15 protein-coding genes, 6 tRNA genes and 1 pseudogene are annotated in these 22905 nt (G+C 59.0%); 10 read left to right on the top strand and 12 right to left on the bottom strand.

The annotated features are described in order from the left end of the window. Window positions 1–102: 102 nt before the first annotated feature. Both ACF8MC_RS11220 and eutC read left to right on the top strand, forming a co-directional pair. The gene (locus ACF8MC_RS11220; RefSeq protein ID WP_164105183.1) at window positions 103–1488 is read left to right on the top strand and encodes an ethanolamine ammonia-lyase subunit EutB; all 1386 of its coding nucleotides are present in this window, start codon (window positions 103–105) and stop codon (window positions 1486–1488) included. Beyond that, window positions 1485–2276, top strand: a complete 792-nt coding sequence (eutC, locus tag ACF8MC_RS11215) for an ethanolamine ammonia-lyase subunit EutC (RefSeq protein WP_164105184.1) — start codon at window positions 1485–1487, stop codon at window positions 2274–2276. The genes ACF8MC_RS11220 and eutC overlap by 4 nt, the downstream gene beginning before the upstream one ends. Here eutC and ACF8MC_RS11210 read toward each other — a convergent pair. Then, the gene (locus tag ACF8MC_RS11210; protein WP_060452502.1) at window positions 2255–3157 is read right to left on the bottom strand and encodes a LysR family transcriptional regulator; all 903 of its coding nucleotides are present in this window, start codon (window positions 3155–3157) and stop codon (window positions 2255–2257) included. The two genes, eutC and ACF8MC_RS11210, sit on opposite strands and share 22 nt — an antisense overlap. 451 nt (window positions 3158–3608) lie before the next feature. Here ACF8MC_RS11210 and budA point away from each other — a divergent pair, with 451 nt between their 5' ends. The 3 genes from budA (at window position 3609) to ACF8MC_RS11195 (ending at window position 7835) form a co-directional block, all read left to right on the top strand. Next, on the top strand, window positions 3609–4388 hold the full coding sequence (budA, locus tag ACF8MC_RS11205; protein ID WP_033635443.1) for an acetolactate decarboxylase: 780 nt from the start codon (window positions 3609–3611) through the stop codon (window positions 4386–4388). A 32-nt stretch (window positions 4389–4420) separates the two neighbouring features. Next, on the top strand, window positions 4421–6106 hold the full coding sequence (alsS, locus tag ACF8MC_RS11200) for an acetolactate synthase AlsS (RefSeq protein WP_060424414.1): 1686 nt from the start codon (window positions 4421–4423) through the stop codon (window positions 6104–6106). A gap of 142 nt (window positions 6107–6248) precedes the next feature. Next, a complete protein-coding gene (locus ACF8MC_RS11195) occupies window positions 6249–7835 on the top strand; it encodes an ABC transporter substrate-binding protein (RefSeq protein WP_060426126.1) in 1587 nt (528 codons plus the stop codon). Window positions 7836–7870: 35 nt separating this feature from the next. Here ACF8MC_RS11195 and ACF8MC_RS11190 read toward each other — a convergent pair whose 3' ends face one another. Further along, the gene (locus ACF8MC_RS11190; RefSeq protein ID WP_060430752.1) at window positions 7871–10033 is read right to left on the bottom strand and encodes a TonB-dependent siderophore receptor; all 2163 of its coding nucleotides are present in this window, start codon (window positions 10031–10033) and stop codon (window positions 7871–7873) included. A gap of 277 nt (window positions 10034–10310) precedes the next feature. Between ACF8MC_RS11190 and fes the strand changes: the two genes are divergently transcribed. Then, window positions 10311–11594, top strand: coding sequence for an enterochelin esterase (fes, locus tag ACF8MC_RS11185; RefSeq protein ID WP_049213199.1), 1284 nt, complete (start codon window positions 10311–10313; stop codon window positions 11592–11594). A gap of 37 nt (window positions 11595–11631) precedes the next feature. On the opposite strand, the gene ACF8MC_RS11180 is transcribed toward fes, so the two are convergent. The 8 genes from ACF8MC_RS11180 to ACF8MC_RS11145 all read right to left on the bottom strand — a co-directional run bounded on the left by ACF8MC_RS11180 (window position 11632) and on the right by ACF8MC_RS11145 (window position 16343). Beyond that, window positions 11632–12438 carry an ABC transporter ATP-binding protein gene (locus ACF8MC_RS11180; protein WP_041038072.1) on the bottom strand — a complete coding sequence of 269 codons (807 nt, stop codon included), beginning with the start codon at window positions 12436–12438 and terminating at the stop codon, window positions 11632–11634. Between the two features lie 17 nt (window positions 12439–12455). Further along, window positions 12456–13493, bottom strand: coding sequence for an iron-enterobactin ABC transporter permease (gene fepG / locus ACF8MC_RS11175; RefSeq protein ID WP_039564864.1), 1038 nt, complete (start codon window positions 13491–13493; stop codon window positions 12456–12458). Beyond that, entirely contained in the window at window positions 13493–14548 is a 1056-nt protein-coding gene (fepD, locus tag ACF8MC_RS11170; protein WP_033635435.1) for a Fe(3+)-siderophore ABC transporter permease, read from the bottom strand. Before fepD ends, fepG begins: the two co-directional genes overlap by 1 nt. A gap of 215 nt (window positions 14549–14763) precedes the next feature. Next, window positions 14764–15771 carry a Fe2+-enterobactin ABC transporter substrate-binding protein gene (gene fepB, locus ACF8MC_RS11165; RefSeq protein ID WP_033649828.1) on the bottom strand — a complete coding sequence of 336 codons (1008 nt, stop codon included), beginning with the start codon at window positions 15769–15771 and terminating at the stop codon, window positions 14764–14766. Between the two features lie 195 nt (window positions 15772–15966). Further along, window positions 15967–16042 (bottom strand) — tRNA-Lys (locus ACF8MC_RS11160). 7 nt (window positions 16043–16049) lie between these two features. Further along, window positions 16050–16125: transfer RNA gene (locus tag ACF8MC_RS11155), tRNA-Val, on the bottom strand. Window positions 16126–16163: 38 nt separating this feature from the next. After that, a tRNA-Val gene (locus ACF8MC_RS11150) sits at window positions 16164–16239 on the bottom strand. 28 nt (window positions 16240–16267) lie between these two features. Next, window positions 16268–16343: transfer RNA gene (locus ACF8MC_RS11145), tRNA-Val, on the bottom strand. 295 nt (window positions 16344–16638) lie between these two features. Between ACF8MC_RS11145 and gltX the strand changes: the two genes are divergently transcribed. The 4 genes and pseudogenes from gltX to ACF8MC_RS11125 all read left to right on the top strand — a co-directional run bounded on the left by gltX (window position 16639) and on the right by ACF8MC_RS11125 (window position 18937). Continuing rightward, window positions 16639–18054: a glutamate--tRNA ligase gene (gene gltX, locus ACF8MC_RS11140; protein WP_047571089.1), complete on the top strand. Its 1416-nt coding sequence runs from the start codon at window positions 16639–16641 to the stop codon at window positions 18052–18054. Window positions 18055–18203: 149 nt separating this feature from the next. Further along, window positions 18204–18556, top strand: a pseudogene (locus ACF8MC_RS11135) (GNAT family N-acetyltransferase). A gap of 169 nt (window positions 18557–18725) precedes the next feature. Further along, a tRNA-Ala gene (locus ACF8MC_RS11130) sits at window positions 18726–18801 on the top strand. A 60-nt stretch (window positions 18802–18861) separates the two neighbouring features. Beyond that, window positions 18862–18937: transfer RNA gene (locus ACF8MC_RS11125), tRNA-Ala, on the top strand. 143 nt (window positions 18938–19080) lie between these two features. Here the strand turns inward: ACF8MC_RS11125 and ACF8MC_RS11120 are convergent. Next, window positions 19081–20205 (bottom strand): fimbrial protein, encoded by a 1125-nt coding sequence (locus ACF8MC_RS11120; RefSeq protein WP_164105189.1) that lies wholly within the window; start codon window positions 20203–20205, stop codon window positions 19081–19083. A 223-nt stretch (window positions 20206–20428) separates the two neighbouring features. Next, window positions 20429–22900, bottom strand: a complete 2472-nt coding sequence (locus ACF8MC_RS11115) for a fimbria/pilus outer membrane usher protein (RefSeq protein ID WP_164105190.1) — start codon at window positions 22898–22900, stop codon at window positions 20429–20431. Between the last annotated feature and the right edge of the window lie 5 nt (window positions 22901–22905).

Here is a 22905-nt window from a genome sequence, read left to right as displayed (position 1 = left end):
GAGGCGTGATGACGGCGATCGCAGGCAAATTAATTTTCTTCTCTCACTGACTACACTTGGTGCAGGGCTTTTATCTCGTCACTCGGGGCAAGGGAGGGGGCTATGTATCAGGCAACGGTGGGCCAACGCGGCTATCGCTTCGGCGATCTGCGTCAGCTGATGGCGAAGGCTTCGCCGGCGCGTTCCGGCGATTATCTGGCGGAGGTGGCGGCGCACAGCGCCGAAGAGCGCATGGCGGCGCGCATCGCGCTGGCGGACTTGCCGCTCAAGACGTTCCTGCAGCAGGCGCTGGTGCCGTACGAACAGGACGAGGTGACGCGCCTGATTATCGACGGCCACGATGCCGCCGCCTTCGAGCCCATCTCGCACCTCACGGTCGGCGATTTTCGCGACTGGCTGTTGAGCGAGCAGGCGGACAGCGCCATGCTGGCGCAGGTGGCGGCCGGCATCACGCCGGAGATGGCGGCGGCGGTGAGCAAGATCATGCGCAATCAGGATCTGATTTTGGTGGCCAAGAAGTGCCGGGTGGTGACGCGCTTTCGCAATACGATTGGCCTGCCGGGCCACCTCAGCGTGCGGCTGCAGCCCAATCACCCGACCGACAGCCTGCAGGGCATCGCCGCCAGCATGCTGGACGGCCTGTTGTACGGCAGCGGCGACGCGGTGGTCGGCATCAATCCGGCCAGCGACAGCCTGCCGCTGCTGGAAAAGCTCAACTACATGCTGGACGACGTGATCCAGCGCTTTGCCATTCCCACCCAATCCTGCGTGCTGACCCACGTGACCAACACGCTGCGGCTGATAGAGCGCGGCGCGCCGGTGGATCTGGTGTTTCAGTCGATCGCCGGTACCGAAGCGGCCAATCGCGGCTTCGGCATTAATCTGGCGCTGCTGGAGGAAGCGCAGCAGGCGGCGCTGAGCCTCAGGCGCGGCACGCTGGGCGACAACGTGATGTATTTCGAAACCGGGCAGGGCAGTTGCCTGTCGGCCAACGCCCATCACGGCGTCGATCAGCAAACCTGCGAGGCGCGCGCCTATGCGGTGGCGCGCCATTTCTCGCCGCTGCTGATCAACACCGTGGTAGGGTTTATCGGCCCCGAATACCTGTATGACGGCAAGCAAATTATCCGCGCCGGGCTGGAGGACCACTTCTGCGGCAAGCTGCTCGGGCTGCCGCTGGGCTGCGACGTCTGCTACACCAACCATGCCGAAGCCGATCAGGACGACATGGACACGCTGCTGACGCTGTTGGCCGCCGCCGGGTTGACGTTCCTGATCGGCGTGCCGGGCGCGGACGACATCATGCTCAACTACCAAAGCACGTCGTTCCATGACGCGCTCTATATCCGCGAGCTGCTGGGGCTGAAGCACGCACCAGAGTTCGCCGCCTGGCTGGCGGCGATGAACATTACCGACGAACGCGGGCGGCTGCGCGATGCCGCCGCCAATCATCCGCTGTTGCTGGCGCTGCAGGGAGAACGCACATGAGCAAACCGGTTCACGTCAACAGCTGGGACGCGCTGCGCGCCTTTACCGATGCGCGCATCGCGCTGGGGCGCACCGGCGCCAGCCTGCCGACCGACGAACTGCTGCGCTTCGGCCTGGCTCATGCCCAGGCGCGCGACGCGGTGCATCAGCCTTTCGACAGCGAGCGGCTGGCGGCGGATCTGCACGATGCCGGTTGGCCCACGCTGGCGGTGCACAGCCAGGCCGCCGACCGCGCCGCCTATCTGCGCCGGCCGGATCTGGGGCGGCGGTTGGCGTCGGATAGCCGCAGCCTGCTGCTCGGTTCGCCATCGCGCCGCGTCGATCTGCTGCTGATAGTGGCGGACGGCCTCTCCTCCAAGGCGGTGCACCGCCAGGCGCTGCCGCTGCTGCAGGCGCTGCGGCCCTATCTCGATACGCTGGGGCTGACCGTTGCGCCGGTGGTGCTGGCGCATCAGGCGCGGGTGGCGCTGGGGGATGAGATCGGCGAATGCCTGCAAGCCCGGGCGGTGGCGGTGCTGATTGGCGAACGGCCGGGGCTGTCGTCGCCGGACAGCCTGGGTGTCTATATGACCTGGGGGCCGAACGCGCGCAGAACGGACGCCGAGCGCAATTGCATCTCCAACGTGCGCCCCGAGGGGCTGGATTACCCGCAGGCGGCGTTCAAATTGGCCTGGCTGCTGGAGCAGGCGTTCCAGCGCCGGCTGACCGGCGTCGAACTGAAAGACGAGAGTGACAACCCGGCGCTGCGCGGCCGGGTAACGCCGATTTACCCCCAGTTGGGCGGCTGACCGAGGGTTTGCTGCAGCAGGGCGGTGAAGGCCGCCAGCCGGGCGGACACCTTCGCCATTGGGCGCAGCAGATAGATGCCTTGCTGCTCATGGCGCGGATCTTCCAGTATCTGCACCAGTTGCCCGTGCTGCACGTCAGGCCCCACCACCCAGTTGGGTAGAAAGGCGATGCCGAGCCCGAGCAGCGCCGCCTGGCGCTGCGCGGTGAAGTCGTCGCAGCGCAGCGCCATGGTGCAGCGGTTCATCAGCGCCGCGTCGAGGATCTGCGCCCAGCAGGCCGGCTGCTGCTTGTGGTAGCGGGCGATCAGCCGATGCTGCGGCAGCGCTTCCAGATCGGCCGGCAGGCCATAGCGGGCGACGTAGGCGGGGCTGGCGCACATTACCCAGCGTTGGGTGGCGATGCGGCTGGCATACAGCGCGCTGTCCTTCTGTTCGCCGATGCGGAGGGCGGCGTCGAGCCGCTCCTGCGTCGGATCGGTCTGGCGTTCGGTCAGATCGAGGTCGACCGACAGCTGCGGGTAGCGTTCCGCCAGCGTCGGCAGCAGCGGCAGCACATAGGTTTTGCCGAAGGTTGGCAGGCAGCTGATGCGCAGCGTGCCCTGCGGCGTTTCGTTCAGCGCGCTCAGCTCGGCGCGAAGGCCGGTGATGTCCGTCATCAGCGCGGCGGCGCGCGTCAGCAGCAGTTCGCCGGCGTCGGTCAGCAGCAGGCCACGGGTGGAGCGCACGAACAGCGCGGCGCCGAGCGCGCTTTCCAGGGCATCGATGTGGCGCACCAGCGAGGAGGGCACCATGCCCAGCCGGCGCGCAGCTGCGGAAAAGCTGCCCAGGCGGGCGACGTCGAGAAAAATTGGCAGATGTTCTACATAGCGGGCGTCATTCATTTTTGCATTATATGCAAAAGCGTTTCTTATGAATACCCGCTTCTCTGCCGGCGGCGCGGCGGCTACTCTGGCTGCGGGTTGACGACGGGCTTCGGCGCCGTCCCATCCCGGCCGCATAGAGAGAAAACGCATAAACCTCGCGGCGCTTAGCACCAAATAGCAGATGTTTTTCCCAGGCCGCGTGAGCCGCCTGCGGAGTTGATTGCCGCTCCAACACCAGATTAACCGTTCAATTTGATAACCGGTTCAGTCTTAATGATTAGTAAGCCTTTACTTTATCTCATTCTGATCTGATGCCTGGTTATCGGCCGGCCAGCCGTGCCGGTTTTTTTGTCGCCTCAGGCTGAATCGTTCCAACTGATGAACGCGCCTTGGGGGGCATCTTGGCTCACCGTCGGTGGGTCTTTTGAACGCGCGGAACCGCGGTTTCGCGCTGGTGGAGGAGTCAGTCATGAACGAAAAACACGGGTGTGCCTGTGCGCGCCATTTGGCGCAGGGTTTTGCCAGGCAGTCGATCAACGCCGGGGAGGGCGAAATCTATCAAATCTCGCTGATGAGCGCGCTCATCGACGGGGTCTACGAGGGTGAAACAACTATTGCCGAGCTGCTCAAGCACGGCGATTTCGGCCTCGGCACCTTCAATCACCTGGACGGCGAACTGATCGCTTTCGACCAGGAAATACACCAGCTGCGCGCCGACGGCAGCGCCCGGCCGGCCGGCCTGCAACAGCAAACCCCCTTCGCCGTCGTCACCTTTTTCCAGCCCAGCGTCAGCCAGCAGTTCGACCGGCCGATCACCAAGGCGCAGCTGCACCAGTGCATCGACGAGCAGGTCGCTTCGCCGAACCTGTTTTGCGCGGTGCGGGTCGACGGTGAGTTCAGCCACGTGGAAACCCGCACCGTGCCGCGCCAGGAGCGGCCCTACCGCCCGATGCTGGAGGCGATAGAAGAGCAGCCGACCTTCTCGTTCCATCAGCGGCGCGGCACGCTGGTCGGCTTCCGCTCGCCAGATTACATGCAGGGCATCGGCGTGGCCGGCTATCACGAACACTTCGTTACCGACGACCGCAGCGGCGGCGGCCACGTGCTGGACTACCAGCTCGATCATGGCCGTCTGCAGTTCGGCGTCATCACGCGTCTCAATCTTCAGTTGCCGCATGATGCGGATTTCTTGCGCGCCAACCTCTGTCCAGAGGATTTGGATCGCGCGATTCGTTCCGCCGAGGGCTAACCCCGGCGATCGTTTTCTTAGGAGGTGGAACCATGGCACAGGAAAAAACAGGCAATGACTGGCAATGCGGCGCCGATTTGGTGGTGAAAAACCTGGAAGCGCAGGGCGTCAAACACGTTTTCGGCATTCCGGGCGCCAAGATCGATCGGGTGTTCGACTCGCTGGAGGACGCGCCATCGATTGAAACGGTGGTGGTGCGGCATGAGGCCAACGCGGCCTTTATGGCGGCGGCGGTCGGCCGCCTGACCGGCAAAGCCGGGGTGGCGCTGGTTACCTCCGGGCCGGGCAGCTCCAACCTGATAACCGGGCTGGCCACCGCCACTTCGGAAGGGGACGCGGTGGTGGCCTTCGGCGGGGCGGTGAAGCGCGCCGACAGCCTGAAGCAGACGCACCAGAGCATGGATACCGTCAGCATGTTCCGGCCGGTGACCAAGTATTGCGCCGAAGTGCATGCCGGTTCGGCGATTTCCGAAGTGATCGCCAACGCCTTTCGCCGCGCCGAGTTCGGCCGGCCGGGGGCGTCGTTCGTCAGCTTGCCGATGGATATCGTCAATGAACCGGTGAGCGCGCCGGTGCTGGCCGGCTGCCGCTTGCCGCGCATGGGGGCCGCCGCGGCGGACGACATTCAGGCGGCGGTGAAACTGATCCGCCAGGCTAAATGCCCGGTATTGCTGCTCGGCCTGCAGGCCAGCCGGCCGGAGAACAGCGAGGCGGTGCGCCATCTGCTGTACCGCACCCATATGCCGGTGGTCGGCACCTATCAGGCGGCGGGGGTGATCGACGTCAACCACTTCGCCCGTTTCGCCGGCCGCGTCGGCCTGTTCAACAACCAGCCGGCCGATCAGCTGTTGCAGAAGGCCGATCTGGTGGTCAGCGTCGGCTATGATCCGATCGAATACGATCCCTGCATGTGGAACAGCCACGGGCGGCTGAAACTGGTGCACATCGACGTGCTGCCGGCGGATATCGACACCTGCTATCGGCCGGACGTCGAGCTGGTGGGCAACATCAGCGCCACGCTGAACATGATGACCGAAACGTTCACTGAGGCGGTCTGCGTGCCGCCGGAGGTGGAGCTGATCCTCACCGATCTCGGCCGCCAACGCACGGAACTGGCGGAGCGCGCCGCGCGCCGCGGCGGCATGCCGATCCACCCGCTGCGCATCGTCAAGGAGCTGCAGGACATCGTCAGCGACGACGTAACCCTGTGCGTGGACATGGGCAGCTTCCACATCTGGATCGCCCGCTACCTGTACAGCTTCCGCGCCCGTCAGCTGTTGATCTCCAACGGCCAGCAAACCATGGGGGTGGCGTTGCCGTGGGCCATCGGCGCGGCGCTGGTGCGCCCTGGCGATAAAGTGGTGTCTATCTCCGGCGACGGCGGGTTCATGCAGTCGAGCATGGAGCTGGAGACCGCGGTGCGGCTGAGAAACAACATCGTGCACGTCATCTGGGTCGATAACGCCTACAACATGGTGGAGATGCAGGAAGTGAACAAATACCAACGCAAATCCGGCGTGGAGTTTGGGCCGATCGACTTCAAGGCCTACGCGGAATCCTGCGGCGCGGTCGGTTTCGCCGTGCAGTCGGTGGACGATCTGCGGCCGATGCTGCGCAAGGCGATGGCGATCCAGGGGCCGGTGGTGGTGGCCATTCCGGTCGACTACGCCGACAACTATAAGCTGATGGCGCAGATGAACTTCAGCCAGATGATTTAATTTCATCATCCTCGCGCCGTTTCACCGGGCAGGCCGCATGCGCGCCTGCCCGTTTTTATGCGCGGAATTTGTCCTTTACATCGCTAACCGCATGATTTATTGCTAACCGTTGGGCTGTTTTTTCACCACTGGGGATAGCGCAATGAAAAGAAAAGCAATAACGATCGGGCTGCTGGCGTTGGCGATTGCCGGCGGCGCGCGGGCCAATACGCTGGTCTACTGTTCCGAAGGCTCGCCGGAAGGCTTCAACCCGCAGCTGTTCACCTCCGGCACCACGGTGGACGCCAGTTCGGCGGCGATCTACAACCGGCTGGTGGACTTCAAACCCGGCACCGTCGAGCTGCAACCCAGCCTGGCGGAAAGCTGGGAGGTGAGCGAGGACGGCAAACGCTATACCTTCCACCTGCGCAAGGGCGTGGCATTCCAGAGCAATAAATATTTCACGCCCACCCGCGATTTCAACGCCGATGACGTCATCTTCTCGTTTATGCGGCAAAAGGACGCCAACAACCCGTATCACAAGGTCTCCAACGGTGCCTACACCAACTTCGAGTCGATGGAGTTCGGCACGCTGATCGACCGGATCGTCAAGGTGGACGACAACACCGTGCGCTTTGAGCTCTCCCGCGCCGAGGCGCCGTTCGTCGCCGATCTGGGCATGTACTTCGCCACCATTTTTTCGGCGGAATATGCCGACGCGATGCTGAAGGCCGGTACGCCGCAGCGGGTAGATAACGATCCGATCGGCACCGGGCCGTTCCAGCTGGTGCAGTATCAGAAAGACGCGAAAATCCTCTACAAGGCGTTCGATCGTTACTGGGAAGGCAAACCGAAGATCGACCGGCTGGTGTTTTCGATCACGCCGGATGCGACGGTGCGTTATGCCAAGCTGCAAAAGAACGAGTGTCAGGTGATGCCGTTCCCCAATCCGGCGGATCTGGCGCGCATGCGGCAGGACGGCAACCTTCAGGTGATGGAAAAATCCGGCTTGAATATCGGCTTCCTGGCGTTCAACACCCAGAAGAAACCGTTGGATAACGTCAAGGTGCGCCAGGCGTTGGCGCTGGCGGTCAACAAGCCGGCGATCATCGAGGCGGTGTTCCACGGCGCCGGCCAGCCGGCCAAGAATCTGCTGCCGCCGACCCAGTGGGGCAGCAACGCGCAGCTTGAAGATTACCCGTATTCGCCGGAGCGGGCGAAGCAGCTGTTGCAGGAGGCTGGGCTGGGGCAGGGGTTCGACATCGATCTGTGGGCGATGCCGGTGCAGCGGCCCTATAACCCCAACGCCAAGCGCATGGCGGAGATGATCCAGGCCGACTGGGCCAAAATCGGCGTGCGCGCCAAAATCGTCACCTTCGAGTGGGGCGAATATTTGCAGCGGATTAAAAACGGCGAGCATCAGACCGCGCTGATGGGCTGGACCACCGCCAACGGCGATCCGGACAACTTCTTCGGGCCGCTGTTCACCTGCGCTTCGCTCGGTGGTTCGAACTCGGCGAAATGGTGCTATAAACCGTTCGACCAGCTGATCCTGCAGGCGCGCGAGGAGAACGATCGCGCCAAGCGGGTGGCGATGTACCAGCAGGCGCAGGTGATGATGCACGATCAGATGCCGGCGCTGATGATCGCGCACTCGACCATCTTCGAACCGGTGCGCAAGGAAGTGAAAGGCTACGAGATAGACCCGTTCGGCAAACACATCTTCAAGCAGGTATCGCTGGAGAAATAAAGCAGGGCGCCGCGGCAATGCGGCGCCCAAAGGTTTTACCAGCTGTAGCTGACCGTGGCGGTGACGGTGCGGCCGCTGCCGTAGAAACAGGCGTCCACGCCGCCGCAGGACGAAACGTAATGCTTGTCGGTCAGGTTGTTGACGTTAACCTGCAGCGCGGCGCCTGCCAGGCTCGGAGCCACTTCTGCCAATTCGTAGCGCGCCATCCAGTCATACAGCGTAAAGGCCGGCACTTTGTAGGTGTTGGTCGCATCGCCTTGGCTGGCGCCGTTGTAACGTACCCCAGCGCCGGTGGAGAAGCCTTTCAGCGGCCCTTGCAGGAAGCTGTAGGTTCCCCAGGCGGAGGCGGCGTGCGTCGGCACCATCACCAGCGTCTTGCCGCGCTGATCGTCGACATAGGTTTCTTTGGTAACGATGTCGGTATAGGTGTAGGCCGCCATGAGCGCGATGGCCGGGGTGAGCTGTGAATGCACTTCGGCTTCCAGCCCCTTGGAACGCACTTTGCCGATCTGCTCCTTGTATTTGGTTACCGGGTTGGTGGAGCTGACGTTTTTCTGCGTCAGATCGAACAACGCCAGCGTCATCAGCGTGTTGCTGTTCTTCGGCTGGAATTTCACGCCGATTTCGGTTTGTTCACCGGTGGTGGGCTTGAACGGATCGGTGCCCGGCGCGCCGGTATCGAGGTTGGGTTCAAACGATGTGCTGTAGCTGATGTACGGGGCAATGCCGTTGTCAAAGGCGTACAGCAGGCCGCTGCGGCCAGTCAGTTTGGTGTCGTTTTGCTGACTGTCGCTGGATCTCAACATGTCCTGAGTGCGCAGCTCGGTCCAGTCGTTGCGCAGCGACAACAACAAATTCCAACCGCCGTAGCTCATCTGATCCTGCAGATAAACGCCGAGTTGGTCCAGCACCTTGCGGTTATCGGTGACCTTCGGCAATGCGCTTTCGTTGACCGGCATGCCGTAAACCGGCCGAGTCCAGTCGAGGAAATAGCCCGCGCTGTCGCCGCGCCAGTTTTGGGTATTGACCTTGCTCCACTTGTAGTCAAGGCCGGTCAACACGCTGTGCTCGACGTCGCCGGTGCTGAATTGCGCTTTCAGTTGGTTATCCAACCCCAGCTCATGGGATTTGACGATATCTTTTTGCGGACGGCGCTGCAGCAGCGTGCTGTTTTTGGCTTGCGACATGAACACCAGATATTTGTAACGTTCATCCACCGTGGTGTAACGCATGTTCTGCTGGAAAGAGAAAACGTCGTTAATATAGTGCTCGAAGATATAGCCGAACGAGGTTTGTTCGCGGCGAGCCTGGTTGAAACCGGGATCGCTGACGTTGAAATCATACGGCAGATAGCCGGCGCTGCTTTTGATCGCCACGCCGGAGGTCGGCAGGAAGTTGCGGTAGCCGTTCTCCGGTTCCTTTTGATAGCTGGTCAACAGGGTGAACGTCGTGTCTTCATTGGCGATATAGGTCAGCGCCGGTGCGATGGCGAAGCGTTTTTCCTTGTGATCTTTGATGCCGGTCTCTTTGGTGCCGGCGATGCCGTTAAGGCGATACAGCAGTTTGGCATCTTCGTCCAATGCGCCGCCGAAGTCGAAAGCGGCCTCTCCTTGATGCAGGTTGCCCGCGCTCAATTGCAGTTTGCGAATAGCCTGGGCGACGGGCCGCTTGCTGGTCATCGCCACCAGCCCACCCGGGTTGGCCTGGCCGTACAGCACAGAAGCCGGGCCGCGCACCACCTCAACGCGTTCAAGCAGCCAGGGGTCGATCTGGCCGCTTTGATAGCTCAGGCCGTCCAGATATTTTGGGGCGTAACGAAAGCCGCGTACGATCACTTCGTCGCTGCGGTTAGAGGTGCCGCGGTATTCCGCCACGACGCCGCTGGAGTATCGCAGCGCCTGAGCGACGGAAGCCGCATCCTGCTGATCCATTTGATCGCGCGTGACGACGGTGATGGCCTGCGGCGTTTTTACCAACGGCGCGGCGCTTTTGGTTCCCGCCGCGCTTTCTTTGGCGACGATGCCCTGCAGCGGCGCGGTGACGTTTTCCTGTGCGCCGGCGACGACGGTGATATCACGCTCAACGTTGTCGGTTCCGGCCTGTACGCCCGGCGCCAGCAGCATGGCTGAGGTCAGCAAGAGCTTGGCGACTGGGTGACGCAGAGGTTGATTGGCGGTATTTTGGGGGTGTTCTGACATTTTTCATCCCTTAAAAAACAATTTTATATCAAGCTATTGCTGTCTTTTTTCATTTGGCGCCGCCGAGAAGGGCTGCGCAGTTCCTTGCCATAAATGAACGGTGGACGAATCGCTTACCGTTTTGCAGAGCCACGCTTCGAAGTGGCCTTGTTGACCTCAGGCGCGTTGATTTATAATTGGTTACATTTTATTGAAAATACAAATGATTCTCAATACCATTTGCATTATTCAAGAAAACAAAAAACGCCGGGTGCGGTGAACAGGGGAAAAAGGAAAAATGCATTCGCTTCATGCCGATGGCCTGGTGCTCAACCTGCTGCAAAGGCCCGATCTCGGCGGAAAAGATTGGTGGCGTCAGGTCGCGGAGTTGGGAACGCCGCTCGTCGAATCGCTGCCCGCAGCGCAGGTGCGCGTTACCTTTTTCTGGCGCGACCCGTGGGGCGATGAACGGCGCTCGCCGATTAAAAAGGTGTATGTCGATATCAACTGCGTGACCGACCATCACAGCCCTTCGCCACAGAGTCTGGAACGCCGGCCGGGTAGCGATATTTGGTGGTGGCAGTTCACTGTTCGCGAAGATTGGCGAGGCAGTTACAGTTTTATACCCATTGAGACGGCGCAACTGCCGCCCGCTTTTACCGGCGATGCGGCTCAGCGTCGGCAGCAGCAGCGTCAGTGGTGGTGTTCGTTGTTTCCGTTGATGCGCCATGATCCGCTCAATCCGGTGGCGCCGCACTGCAGCAGCCGCGGCTTCCCGTTGTCTGCGATACATTTGCCGGCGGCGCCGGATCAATCAGCGTGGCGGGCGTTGGACGCCGGGCAAGCATTGCCCGCCGCGTCTGGGCGTTTGCAGCACTTCTTTTGGCACAGCGAACGATTGGCTAACCGACGCAACATCTGGCTGTACGCCACCGGCGCAGGGGAAGACCGCCCGTTAGTCGTACTGCTGGACGGGCAATTTTGGCTGCATGGCATACCGATTTTTTCCGCACTGGACGCCGAGACGCTTAACGGAAGGCTGCCGTCGGCGCTTTATCTGTTTATCGACGTGATAGACATGGCGCGGCGTGCGGAAGAATTGGCCTGCAATGCGGCTTTCTGGCGGGCGGTGCAAGAGGAGCTGCTGCCGCAGGTGGCGGAGCGTGCGCCTTACAGCGACGATCCGCAGCGCACGGTGGTGGCGGGGCAGAGTTACGGCGGGTTGGCGGCGTTGTATGCCGGGTTGCATTGGCCGCAGCGTTTCGGCTGCGTATTGACCCAGTCGGGTTCTTTCTGGTGGCCGCATATTGAAGCGATGATTAACCCGGCTGAGGAGTATGACGCCGACGTCGGCTGGTTGACTGAACAGGTGCGGCGGGGCTTGTGCGCCGCGACGCCGCTGCGCGTCTTTCAGGAAGCCGGTGAAGGGGAGAGGGATATTCATCAGGTCAATCGCCAAATGCATCGGGCGCTGGTGGAGGCGGGGCATCGGGTCGATTATCGCGTGTTCGCCGGCGGGCATGATGCCGTCTGCTGGCGCGGCGGTTTGCTCGACGGATTGCGGGCGCTGTTGGCTCCCTAGTCATGGATAAACGAAGGCCGGGCTAACCCGGCCTTTTTCATGCCTGCGGCGTGTCGCAGTGGTAGCGGCCGCGCGGGATCACCAGCGGCGTGTGGGACAGCGGATCGTCGATGATCATGCACGGCATGCCGAATACCCGTTCCACCAGCTCGGCGGTGATGATCTCCGCCGGTTTCCCCTCCGCCACGATCTTGCCGTCGCGCATAGCGATGATGTGATCGGCATAGCGGCAGGCGTGGTTGAGATCGTGCAGCACCGCGATGAGGGTTTGGCCGTGCTCGCGGTTGAGCTGGCGGAACAGATCCAGCAGCTCGATCTGATGCGCGATGTCCAGATAGGTGGTCGGTTCATCCAGCAGCAGCAGCGGCGTTTGCTGCGCCAACGCCATCGCCACCCAGACGCGCTGGCGCTGCCCGCCGGACAGCTCGTCGACGCTGCGGTCCGCCAGCTGGCCGACGTTGGTGGCCGCCATGGCGGCTTCCACCGCCTGTTTGTCGGCTTGCGTCCACTGTTTCAGCAGGCTCTGGTGCGGGTAGCGGCCGCGCGACACCAGATCCGCCACGGTAATGCTGTCCGGTGCGATCGAGGTTTGCGGCAGCAGCCCAAGCTCGCGCGCCAGCGCCTTGGTGGCGAAGCTGCTGATGTTCTTGCCGTCCAGCATCACCTCGCCGGCGCTGGGTTTCAGCAGGCGGCACAGGGCGCGCAGCAGTGTCGATTTGCCGCAGGCGTTCGGCCCGACGATCACCGTGAAGGCGCCGTCGGGGATCGCCACGCTCAGATCGTCAGCGATGATTTTATTGTCGTAGCCCAGCTTCAGATGCGAGGCGTGCAGGCGGTGGCTCATGGCATTGTCATTCTTCATTATCTGCGGGCCTCACGGATGAGCAGCCAAATCAGGTACAGGCCGCCGATGCAGACGGTCACGACCCCGACCGGCAGTTGGATCGGTGCGAAAAGATGTTGGGACACTACGTCGGCGCCGAGCAGCAGCGCCGCACCCATCAGCGCCGAGGACGTCAGGGTGACCGAGGATTGGCCGGCCAGGCGGCGGGCGATCTGCGGCGCCGCCAGCGCGATAAAGGAAATCGGCCCGGCGGTGGCGGTGACGGCGGCGGTGAGGGTGACGCCGAACAGCATCAGCCACAGCCGGCTGCCTTCGGCGTTCACGCCCAGCGCGCGCGCCGTATCGTCGCCCATTTCCAGCAGCTGCAGCCGTTTGCTCATCAGCAGCGCGGCCGCGGCCGCCAGCACGATGAACGCCGTGGCGGGTTGGGCTTTCTGCCAGGTCATGCCGTTGAGCGAACCGGCCTGCCACATGGCGGCGTCCATGGCGCGCTCCAGCGAGGCGGTGATGATCAGCCAGGTATTGGTGGAGACCAATACCGCGCTGATGGCGATGCCGACGATGATCAGCCGGAAGCCGGCGATGCCTTGCCGCCAGGCCAGCAGGTAGATGGCCAGCGCGGCGAGAATGCCGCCGGCCAGCGCGCCGCCGGCGATGTAGTAATAGCCGCCGTTGAACAGGGTGATGGCGATCAGCGCGCCGGTGTAAGCCCCCATGTTAAAGCCAATCACGTCCGGGCTGCCGAGCGGGTTGCGGATAATCGACTGGAAAATGGCGCCGCTCATGCCGAGCGCGGCGCCTAACAGCAGCGCCATGGCGATACGCGGCAAGCGCCATTGGGTAACCACGGTGACCAGATTTTTCGGCGCCTCGCCGCTGAGCGCGGCAAAGACCTGCTCCAGCGAGAGCTGCAGCGTGCCGTAGCACAGCGCGGCAACGGCCATCGCCAGGCACAACGCCAGCAGCGAAAGGTTGACCAGCAGCAGGCGCAGCGGCATGCGCCAGTTGATGACGCCGTCCGGGCGGCCGATATGCAACGTGTGGGGCAGACTCATCACAGCCCCCCCAGCGTTTTCTTGCGGCGCACCAGCCAGATCAGCACCGGCGCGCCGATGAAGGCCGCCACGATGGAAACCCGCAGCTCACCGGCCGCCAGCAGACGGCCGACCACGTCGGCGCACAGCAGTAAAATCGGCGCCAGCAGCATGGAGTAGGGCAGGATCCAGCGCTGGTCGGGGCCGACCCACCAGCGGGCGATGTGCGGCACCATCAGGCCGATAAAGCTAATTGGGCCGACGGTGGCGGTTGCCGCGCCGCACAGCAGCGTGATGGCGATCACCGCGATGACCTGAGTCAGCACCACGCGCGCGCCGAGCGCGATAGCCAGATCTTCCCCCATGCCGATGGTATTCAGCGGCCGGGCGATGAGCAGCGTCAGCAGGCAGCCGAGCAAAATGGCGGGGGCGGTGACCGGCAGCGTGGACAGCGTGCGGATATCCAGCGTGCCGGCCTGCCAGAAGCGCAGTTGATCGAAGGTTTGCGGATCGATCAGCGACAGCCCGGTGGTGATGCCGAGCAGCACCGCGCCGATCGCCACGCCGGCCAGGGTCAGCCGCACCGGGTTGATGCGCCCGCCCGCCAGCGTGCCGATCAGGTAGACCAGCAGAGTGGTGAGGGCGGCACCGACAAAGGCGTAGGCCATATAGCTTTCGGTGGTGGCGGCGCCGAAAAACATGATGCCGATGACCACGGCGAAGCTGGCGCCGGCGTTGATGCCGAGCACGCCGGGATCGGCCAACGGATTGCGCGTCAAGGCCTGAATCAGCGCGCCGGCGGCGCCGAGCGCCATGCCGGCCAAGATGCCCGCCAGCGTACGGGGCACCCGGGCGTTGAGAATGATGGTGCTGTCGGAACCGCTCGCGGCGCCCTGCAGGCTGAGCCAGACGGTGTGGAAGGGGATGGCTTTGGAACCCAGCATCAGGCTGGCAATGATACACAGCAGCAACAGCGCCAAGCCGATACCGAACCCGGCGATGCGTTTGAAGCCACTGGCGTAAGCTGCGTGCGGTGCGGACGAAAGCGTCCGCTCAGTCGGAGTGGGTACGTTCACACCGGTAACTCCTGTATGATTTTTATTCTCATTGTTATTTGCGTTCATGCGGGGTGCCAATAGTAGCACGAGTTTACGCCCGCATGCACCCGCCGGTTGGTGGCGCAGGTGCGTTGACGATGTTAATAACTATTGATATTTCAATTGATTGAATGTGAACGGTTGCCCTGTTTATGGCAAACGTCGGCAGGAGGCTGACCCGCCGACGGCGTGGTTCAGGGCTTTTTGAACAGCCGTTCGATTTGGTTCAGCATGTTGGTGGCGCTGTAGTAATCGAGGCGGAAGGTGTCGTTGCCGACGGCATAGACGTGCCGCTGTTCCACCGGCTCCAGATGTTTGAGGAACGGGTTGGTCAGCACCTCTTGCACTTTGCGCTCGTTGGTGGCGAACAGGATCAGCGTTTTGCCGTTCAGGCCCTCGGCCATTTTTTCGCCGGAGATCTGGATGATGTCATGGCGTTTACCCATGCTGGTGTTGCCTTTGGCGCTTTCCGGCGGGGTGGCCAGCTGGAAGCCGAGCTGCGTCAGCAGCTTGCCCTGGGCGGAACCCGGCGTCCACAGCATGGCCTCGCGGCCGTTGTCGGCATACACCAGCGGAGTGGTCGGCTGCGGCGGCAGCGCGATCGCCTGCTTCACTTGCTCCACGCGCTGTTCGAAACGATCCTCCGCCTGTTTGGCGCCGGCTTCATGGCCGGTGATCTCGCCGAGCTCGCTGGCCAGCTGCTGCCAGCTCTTGTCGCCATAGTCGAGCACCAGCGTCGGCGCAATGGCGGACAGCTGGTCATACAGCTTCAACGCCGAATCACCGCCGGTGGCGGCGACGACGATCAAATCCGGTGCGGCGGCGGCGACGGCTTCGGCATTGGGCTCCACCTGGTACAGCCGTTCGACGTGGCGCTGTTTGGCCACTTCGCTCCACTGGGTAAAGAAGCCTTGCTTATCGGCCACCAGGGGATTTGGGCTGGTGGCGGCGCTGGCGACCACCGGGGCGTCGATAGCCAGCAGCGTGCCGGTGATGGTGACGCTGGTGGACACGATGCGCTGCGGCGGTTTTTCCAGCGTGAATTTCCCTTTGACGCTGTCGATGGTGCGCGGCCAACTGCTGTCGGCAGCGGGGGCGGACGGTTTCTGCCCGTCGCTCTGGTCGTCCGGGCCGCAGCCGCTGAGCAGCAGGCTGGAAGTGGCGATAAATGCAATGAACAGCTGGCGTAAGGATAGGGTCATGAGCGGGCTCTTTCTTTCCTTGAACTAAGGCTTATCAATCCGGCGGCGGATTGGCTGCGTGGTGGATGCCCGCTAATTTACCATCCAAGCCGGCAAAATGATAACCATTCGTATCTCAGCGTGTGGTGAATGAAGAAGAAAGGGATATCGAGCGGCAGAAACGAAAAAAGCGCCAAAAGGCGCTTTTTTCTGAATTGGTGGGTCGTGCAGGATTCGAACCTGCGACCAATTGATTAAAAGTCAACTGCTCTACCAACTGAGCTAACGACCCGCAGAAGTGGTGGGTGATGACGGGCTCGAACCGCCGACCCCCTCCGTGTAAAGGAGATGCTCTACCAACTGAGCTAATCACCCACTTCAGGACTTCCAGGTACTGCTAAACGAGAGAATGATGGTGGGTGATGACGGGCTCGAACCGCCGACCCCCTCCGTGTAAAGGAGATGCTCTACCAACTGAGCTAATCACCCTCATTCGTTCTCATTTTTCTCAACAAGATGGTGGGCGATGACGGGCTCGAACCGCCGACCCCCTCCGTGTAAAGGAGATGCTCTACCAACTGAGCTAATCGCCCCGTCTTGTTGGAGTCGCATTATAGGGATAGTTCAAAGTGAGTCAACGGTTTTTAAAATGATTTCAATCGTTCGCCGCAAATTTAGGCAGGGCGCGATAATTATCGCCAACGGCGCCGATTCTTTGCGCAACGCTATGCGAAACTCGCCGCAAAACGCGCGAAATCGACCGGCGCAATATCGTGTCGGCGTTGAGGAATTAGCGCGTGGTGATACAATGTCGTCCACTCTTTTTTTCAATTCCGAGCAATCGTCGGCAACCGCCGACACGCGTTGCGTAATAAGGCAGTGAACCCAATGAAAATCAAAACCCGTTTTGCACCGAGCCCGACCGGCTATCTTCACGTCGGCGGCGCGCGTACCGCACTTTATTCCTGGTTGTTCAGCCGCCATGCGGGCGGTGAGTTCGTTCTGCGTATCGAAGATACCGATCTGGAACGCTCCACCCAGGACGCGATCGACGCAATTATGGATGGCATGAACTGGTTGAACCTGGATTGGGATGAAGGCCCGTATTTCCAGACCAAGCGTTTCGATCGTTACAACGCGGTCATCGACGAGATGCTGGAGCAGGGCACTGCCTATAAATGCTATTGCTCCAAGGAACGTCTGGAAGCGCTGCGCGAGAAGCAGATGGAAAACGGCGAGAAGCCGCGCTACGACGGCCACTGCCGCGACAGCCAGTGCAGCCACACCGACGACGAGCCGCACGTGGTGCGCTTCCGCAACCCGCAGGAAGGCTCGGTGATCTTCGACGACAAAATTCGCGGCCCGATCGAATTCAGCAACCAGGAGCTGGACGATCTGATCATCCGCCGTACCGATGGTTCGCCAACCTATAACTTCTGCGTCGTCGTCGATGACTGGGACATGGAAATCACCCACGTGATCCGCGGCGAAGACCATATCAACAACACCCCGCGCCAGATCAACATTCTCAAAGCGCTGGGCGCGCCGGTGCCGGAATACGCACACGTGTCGATGATCCTCGGCGACGACGGTAAAAAGCTGTCCAAGCGTCACGGCGCCGTGGGCGTTATGCAGTACCGCGACGACGGCTATCTGCCGCAGGCGCTGCTGAACTACCTGGTGCGTCTGGGCTGGTCCCACGGCGATCAGGAGATCTTCTCCATCGATGAGATGAAAGAGTTCTTCACGCTGGAAGCGATCAACAAATCCGCCAGCGCGTTCAACACCGAGAAGCTGCAGTGGCTGAACCACCACTACATCAACCATATGCCGGCGGAAGAAGTGGCGGTGCATCTGGCGTGGCACGTTGAGCAACTGGGCCTTGAAACCCGCAACGGCCCGGAACTGAAAGACATCGTCAAGCTGCTGGGCGAGCGTTGCAAAACGCTGAAAGAGATGGCGGAGTCCTGCCGCTACTTCTATGAAGACTTCAGCGAGTTCGATGCAGACGCCGCCAAGAAGCACCTGCGCCCGGTGGCGCGTCAGCCGCTGGAAGCGGTGCGCGCCAAGCTGGCCGCCATCACCGCCTGGACGCCGGAAAACGTGCACGACGCCATTCAGGGCACGGCGGATGAGCTGGGTGTCGGCATGGGTAAAGTCGGCATGCCGCTGCGCGTTGCGGTGACCGGCGCCGGTCAGTCGCCGGGCATGGACGTGACCGTGCATGCGATCGGCCAGAAGCGTTCGCTGCAGCGCATCGACATGGCGCTGGCTTACATCGCCGAGCGCGAAGCGCAAGCCTGATTCGCCGATACGCCTTAAAGAAAAGCCCCGTGGAGCGATCCCGGGGCTTTTTTTCCGCCTACACTCAATGGGCGAAAGCAAACGGTGAGAAATATTAAGGAGGCATCTTGTATAGCGTGAAACAGCAAGTGGCGCCGGTGGACGATTTTATGCGGCTGCGGCAGGTTGCCGGCCTGTCTGCGCGGCCGCGTGCGGGCGCCGAACGTGCGTTGCCCAACAGCCTGTACGGCGTGCAAATCACGTTGTCGGGGCTGGTGTCGGCATGGGGCGTGTGGTGGGGGATGGCGGGCTGAATTTCGAGATTGTTGATGTGGCGGTCGATCCCGAACACCAGGGGAAAGGATTGGGGCGCCAGATCATGAGCCATATTATGGCCTATCTGGAACGGGCCGCACCGCAGGGTGCTTATATCACCCTGATGGCCGACGTGCCGTCGCTGTATGAAAAGTTTGGCTTCAAGCTCAGCCGCCCGGCCAGCGAAGGTATGTACCTGGTTAAGTAGAGTTGGCGCAGGCGCTGCATTTTTGCCCGAAACGAGCAATATTTCGTAGCAAACGCGCTGATTTGGCGGCTTTTTCAACGCTTGATTCAGTAATTCAATTTAGCCGTTGACAGCTTAGAGCGGGTTTCATATTATGCGCCCCGTTCACAGCACAAAGTGATTGTGGAACGGGGCTATAGCTCAGCTGGGAGAGCGCTTGCATGGCATGCAAGAGGTCGACGGTTCGATCCCGTCTAGCTCCACCAACCTTCTTCTCAGAGAGGTTGGGGAATACCGTAACGCCGGTCAAAGCGTACCACTTTTGTGGGGCTATAGCTCAGCTGGGAGAGCGCTTGCATGGCATGCAAGAGGTCGACGGTTCGATCCCGTCTAGCTCCACCACCATTTAAAAAGCCGACCTCAGGGTCGGCTTTTTGCTTTTTGCACTGTGCATGCGGCGAATGCCCGCCTGACGTTTGGAAAGCCACAGGTTGTATGACTCTGGCTTTCCAATAGATCGGCGTTATGCCGACAGCTCACCAAAACTAGCGATAGGATACGGTGAACTGGGCGATGGCGCTCACGTCTCCCGGCGTTATGTTCGCCTCCGTTTGGTAAAACCTTGCCAGAAATGAAAGGGAATTCTGGCCGAGCAGCGTTGTATCTAATGCATTAATTTTGTTGCCTAAATCAAATGGGGCACCGTTGCGCAGAATCTGCAACCCGACGCCTTTGGCCGCATTGTCAGTATGATTAATTGCCAATACCTGGTTGTTGCCACTCACCGTTTGCCCTCTGATTTCCAGGTCTACTTTGGCATCTGAGTTACATTCTAAAGTAATATCGAACGGCGTTTCGCCAGCGGTACTTCCAATACCGGAGAATTCTTTTCTATTCACTTCTCCCAAATGGACGTATTTGATTGGCGTGGTTAATCGGCAACCTTCCACTGAGACGTTGGTAGCGGGAAACTTTGGATGACCGAGTCTAAAGGCTCTACCGGCGATCCGCAAACACGCATAGTTCATCAGGAATGGCTCAAATTGCGGCATCACACCCGGTTTAATATCTCCGATTTTTACGAGATAGTATTTAAAATTTGCCGAAAGTATATAATAAGGCGGCGTTGGGTCCGGTCCAGAAAACTCTGGAATACCGGCATGGTTATTTAATGACATTGCAATGCCAATGCCTTCCCAGGAGGTTTTATAGACGGGGATGCCATTGTGTTTAAAACCGGTTGAGGTCAGGTAGGTGAACGGTTGTACCACGAAATGTCCGTATCCGAAAATCGCTTCGCCATTTGACAGTACCTTAACGGAAAAATCCAATTCGCCTTGCCCCAGAACTGCCCCGTTTGACGCATCTGCCGGAACAATGATCGGACTCTGGCTAATATATGGCGGTATATGATACATTGCCCGGCAATCTTCATCTCCGGCATAAGTTTTCGCGGAGTATAAAAATACCAGAGCAAGCGAAATAATCCCATGCAATATTATTTTTGCTTTATCTAGTGATTTCCTTCCTATCATTGTCTTTTTCCTTTCAACCGCTAATGAAGTGTTTACCATGCCGTGATGAAGATAACAAAGGTTCGCCTGACATGAAGCTTCGATTGGGCTCGTGTGCATCATTTTTTTTGTCTTCAATGGGATTGCAGGATTCATCGCAAAACCAGTCAGTGTTTATATTTGATAATATTAACAGAGCAGATGCGAACACCAGTATGTAAATAATTACGACTGCTTTTATCATGTCGTTCCTCTACGCTGTGCTGTTTAATTACAAACATGCCTTGGTTGCCTAATGTTTAGCTCATTGCCAGTTGGTCGACATTTAGCAGGAAAGATCCTGCATATTATGCTATGTGCGTTTATCAATAATTCAATGCTATTTACATATCATATTGAGTATTTTTATTTTTGACTCAGTCTCTTTAGCTGTAATGGCATAACTGCCTTGGCAGCGTTGCTTCCCCTCCCAATGAACCAACACCGTTCCTGAATTCGGCATACCGCTCATATAAACGCTATTATCATTTCCTACGATCCCTGTCGTTTTGTCTTCACCTTGCAGCGTAGCGACAGCGCCGAAAGGGATTGCGTTGGTATTGTGTTGCAGCTTTAAGATAATTCTATTGCCGATGTTAGATTTAAAGTGAGCGGATACAACAGCGCCTTTTGTCGGGATAACAATCTTGCTGTTCTTTGCTATTTCAACGTCATCGCCAAAGCTTTGCGGGTTTAAGGCAATCCGATTCTTATGATAACTGCTGATGTAAGGTACTACCGCATAGCCTCGAGAGTCAGTTTTGACGCCGACACTGTTAATCACTTCAATATTGTGGGCATTGGGTACCTTAACTAAAGCCACGGTATCCCCCAGCGATTGCGATAATGTAATGCCGTCGCCATGGGCGATGGCGCCGCCGCGTAGGCTGTAATTAACCCGCTGCATATTTTGATCAAAGCTGTATCCGGCCCCGACCTCGCCATACCCGCCGCGATAATAGGCGGAGCCGTTGCCGGATGGTCCGGATCTGATGCTGCTGTGGGAAGCCGAGACGTTATAACTGAGCTGGTTATTTTCCAGAGCCGTTCCGCTCACACCTAATTGCTGATTGAACTTGCCCTTGCTGTTCTTGCTGGCGGTGTAGTTAGCCCAGCTGTTCGATTGCCATTTGTTCAGCGGGATCTGAACGTTAAGAGTGGCAATCTTGTCGGGTTTATCCGTATAAGGGCCGCTATTGTAACTCAAAGCAAGATTGTAGCTAATACCACGCTGGCTGGTTGAGAACCCAAGCAGAAAATTCTTCTCAACGCTGCTGTTATGCCAGTAGTTCTGTTGATAACCGTTGAGGTAGAAACTACCGAAATCGTGAAGGGGCTGATTAATATTGAGAACCAGCTTGCTTCTTTTTATGTCACGCGCCAGCCACTTTTTCTCAAGATTGGTATTCATGTCACTAAATTCAGAAAAATTTAAATAGCCTGATGTTGAATATCGATATCCTGCAAGCGTGAAGTTTGTACCCGTAGTTTCAAGGTTTTTTGCGTACTGGAGCCGATATTGTTGCCCTGAACGGGAAGTGCCCGTAATGAGCCGGCTTTTGGTATGGGTGACATCGGCTGAAAATGATCCGAACTTTTTCAAGCTGCTGCCGATGCCGGAAGAAATTCCCTGGTGTTTTTCTGAGATGATTACGCCCCCATAGAGCGTTTTATCGTCTCTAAGACCATAAATTAATGACTGTTGAAGAAATTTATATTTAGATTTATCGCGTTGCGCGGCACGGTACTCGCCTAGCGTTAATTCATTTTTTTTCATGCCTTCTCGCAGCATGATGGGCACTGCGGAAAAGGGTTGAAAGAAGCTGCGTTCTGAGCCATCTGCCTCTTTGATGATTACTTGCAGCCCACCGCTGGAGGTGGTGGGGTAAATATCGGTTATTTCAAAACTTCCTGCGGGCACGTGAGTTTGATAAATGATGTAGCCATTTTGCTTCACAATGACTTCGGCATTGCTTTGCGCGACGCCTCGCACCGTGGGGGCGAAGCCCCGCTGGCTGTCAGGGATCATGGAGGGATCGCTCGCGAGTTTCAGGCCGCGAAATTGAAAGCTGTCAAAGACGTCGCCAGAAGTTGAACTGTCACCCACGATCAAGGTGCTTTTACTGTCTCTAAGACCGCGCTCAGCATAGGAATTGATGCTTTTCCATTTGGTGCTGTTTTGGCTTGAGTAGGTGGAATAGTTTCTCAAGCGCCAGGCGCCGAAGTTTGCGCCGCTGCGCAGGTTCAAATATTGATTATCACCCGTTTTTGCATTCCCATTTTGCCATGATTCGGTGCCGCTGAAGCTGTAATCCATCAGGAAGGCGTTTATGCCGTCATCCCAAAGCGTCGGGTTTACCCAGTCCCGCGGCTGGTTTTTAAGATAAGCCTGAGGAATATTTAAATCTAATCTTTGGCGATTGAAATCAAACTTTGCATAGCTGCCCGGAATAATCTCATTGATGGGATGATCGGTTAGACTGTTTTCGCTCGTCGTTGCCTTTAATGCGTCAAATTGGATGCCGAAATTTTCAAGATCGTTTCGATGGATGCGAGGTTGTAAAGCACCGGCAACGTGAAAAAACTCCACTTTTTGATTAGCGAAAAAAGCGTTGTTTAGATAGATATCCACCCAATACTCACCAGGCAATTGATCGCTCGGATTGTTGAAATGGGACAAGTCAGCCACGTTTTGATAATTTCTGTTTAATGCAGAAGGCTCAAAGTAGTCCTCTGCCAGTGCAACCGGTGAGGATAAAAAACAGAAAAACAGCACCGACTTTTTGTTGTTGGCGATACTTGGCATAGTCATTTTTG

Source organism: Serratia sp. LACPHL-BACT-2024-00286, assembly GCF_043109535.1.
Taxonomy (GTDB): Bacteria; Pseudomonadota; Gammaproteobacteria; order Enterobacterales; family Enterobacteriaceae; genus Serratia; species Serratia sarumanii.
Note: the sequence above shows the minus strand (reverse complement) of the source record. Positions and strands in the feature narration are given on the sequence as shown.

Coding starts and splice junctions, on each gene's coding strand:
- ACF8MC_RS11220 (WP_164105183.1), top strand. CDS start 103: ATGTATCAGGCAACGGTGGGCCAACGCGGCTATCGCTTCGGCGATCTG.
- eutC (WP_164105184.1), top strand. CDS start 1,485: ATGAGCAAACCGGTTCACGTCAACAGCTGGGACGCGCTGCGCGCCTTT.
- ACF8MC_RS11210 (WP_060452502.1), bottom strand. CDS start 3,157: ATGAATGACGCCCGCTATGTAGAACATCTGCCAATTTTTCTCGACGTC.
- budA (WP_033635443.1), top strand. CDS start 3,609: ATGAACGAAAAACACGGGTGTGCCTGTGCGCGCCATTTGGCGCAGGGT.
- alsS (WP_060424414.1), top strand. CDS start 4,421: ATGGCACAGGAAAAAACAGGCAATGACTGGCAATGCGGCGCCGATTTG.
- ACF8MC_RS11195 (WP_060426126.1), top strand. CDS start 6,249: ATGAAAAGAAAAGCAATAACGATCGGGCTGCTGGCGTTGGCGATTGCC.
- ACF8MC_RS11190 (WP_060430752.1), bottom strand. CDS start 10,033: ATGTCAGAACACCCCCAAAATACCGCCAATCAACCTCTGCGTCACCCA.
- fes (WP_049213199.1), top strand. CDS start 10,311: ATGCATTCGCTTCATGCCGATGGCCTGGTGCTCAACCTGCTGCAAAGG.
- ACF8MC_RS11180 (WP_041038072.1), bottom strand. CDS start 12,438: ATGAGCCACCGCCTGCACGCCTCGCATCTGAAGCTGGGCTACGACAAT.
- fepG (WP_039564864.1), bottom strand. CDS start 13,493: ATGAGTCTGCCCCACACGTTGCATATCGGCCGCCCGGACGGCGTCATC.
- fepB (WP_033649828.1), bottom strand. CDS start 15,771: ATGACCCTATCCTTACGCCAGCTGTTCATTGCATTTATCGCCACTTCC.
- gltX (WP_047571089.1), top strand. CDS start 16,639: ATGAAAATCAAAACCCGTTTTGCACCGAGCCCGACCGGCTATCTTCAC.
- ACF8MC_RS11120 (WP_164105189.1), bottom strand. CDS start 20,205: ATGAATCCTGCAATCCCATTGAAGACAAAAAAAATGATGCACACGAGC.
- ACF8MC_RS11115 (WP_164105190.1), bottom strand. CDS start 22,900: ATGACTATGCCAAGTATCGCCAACAACAAAAAGTCGGTGCTGTTTTTC.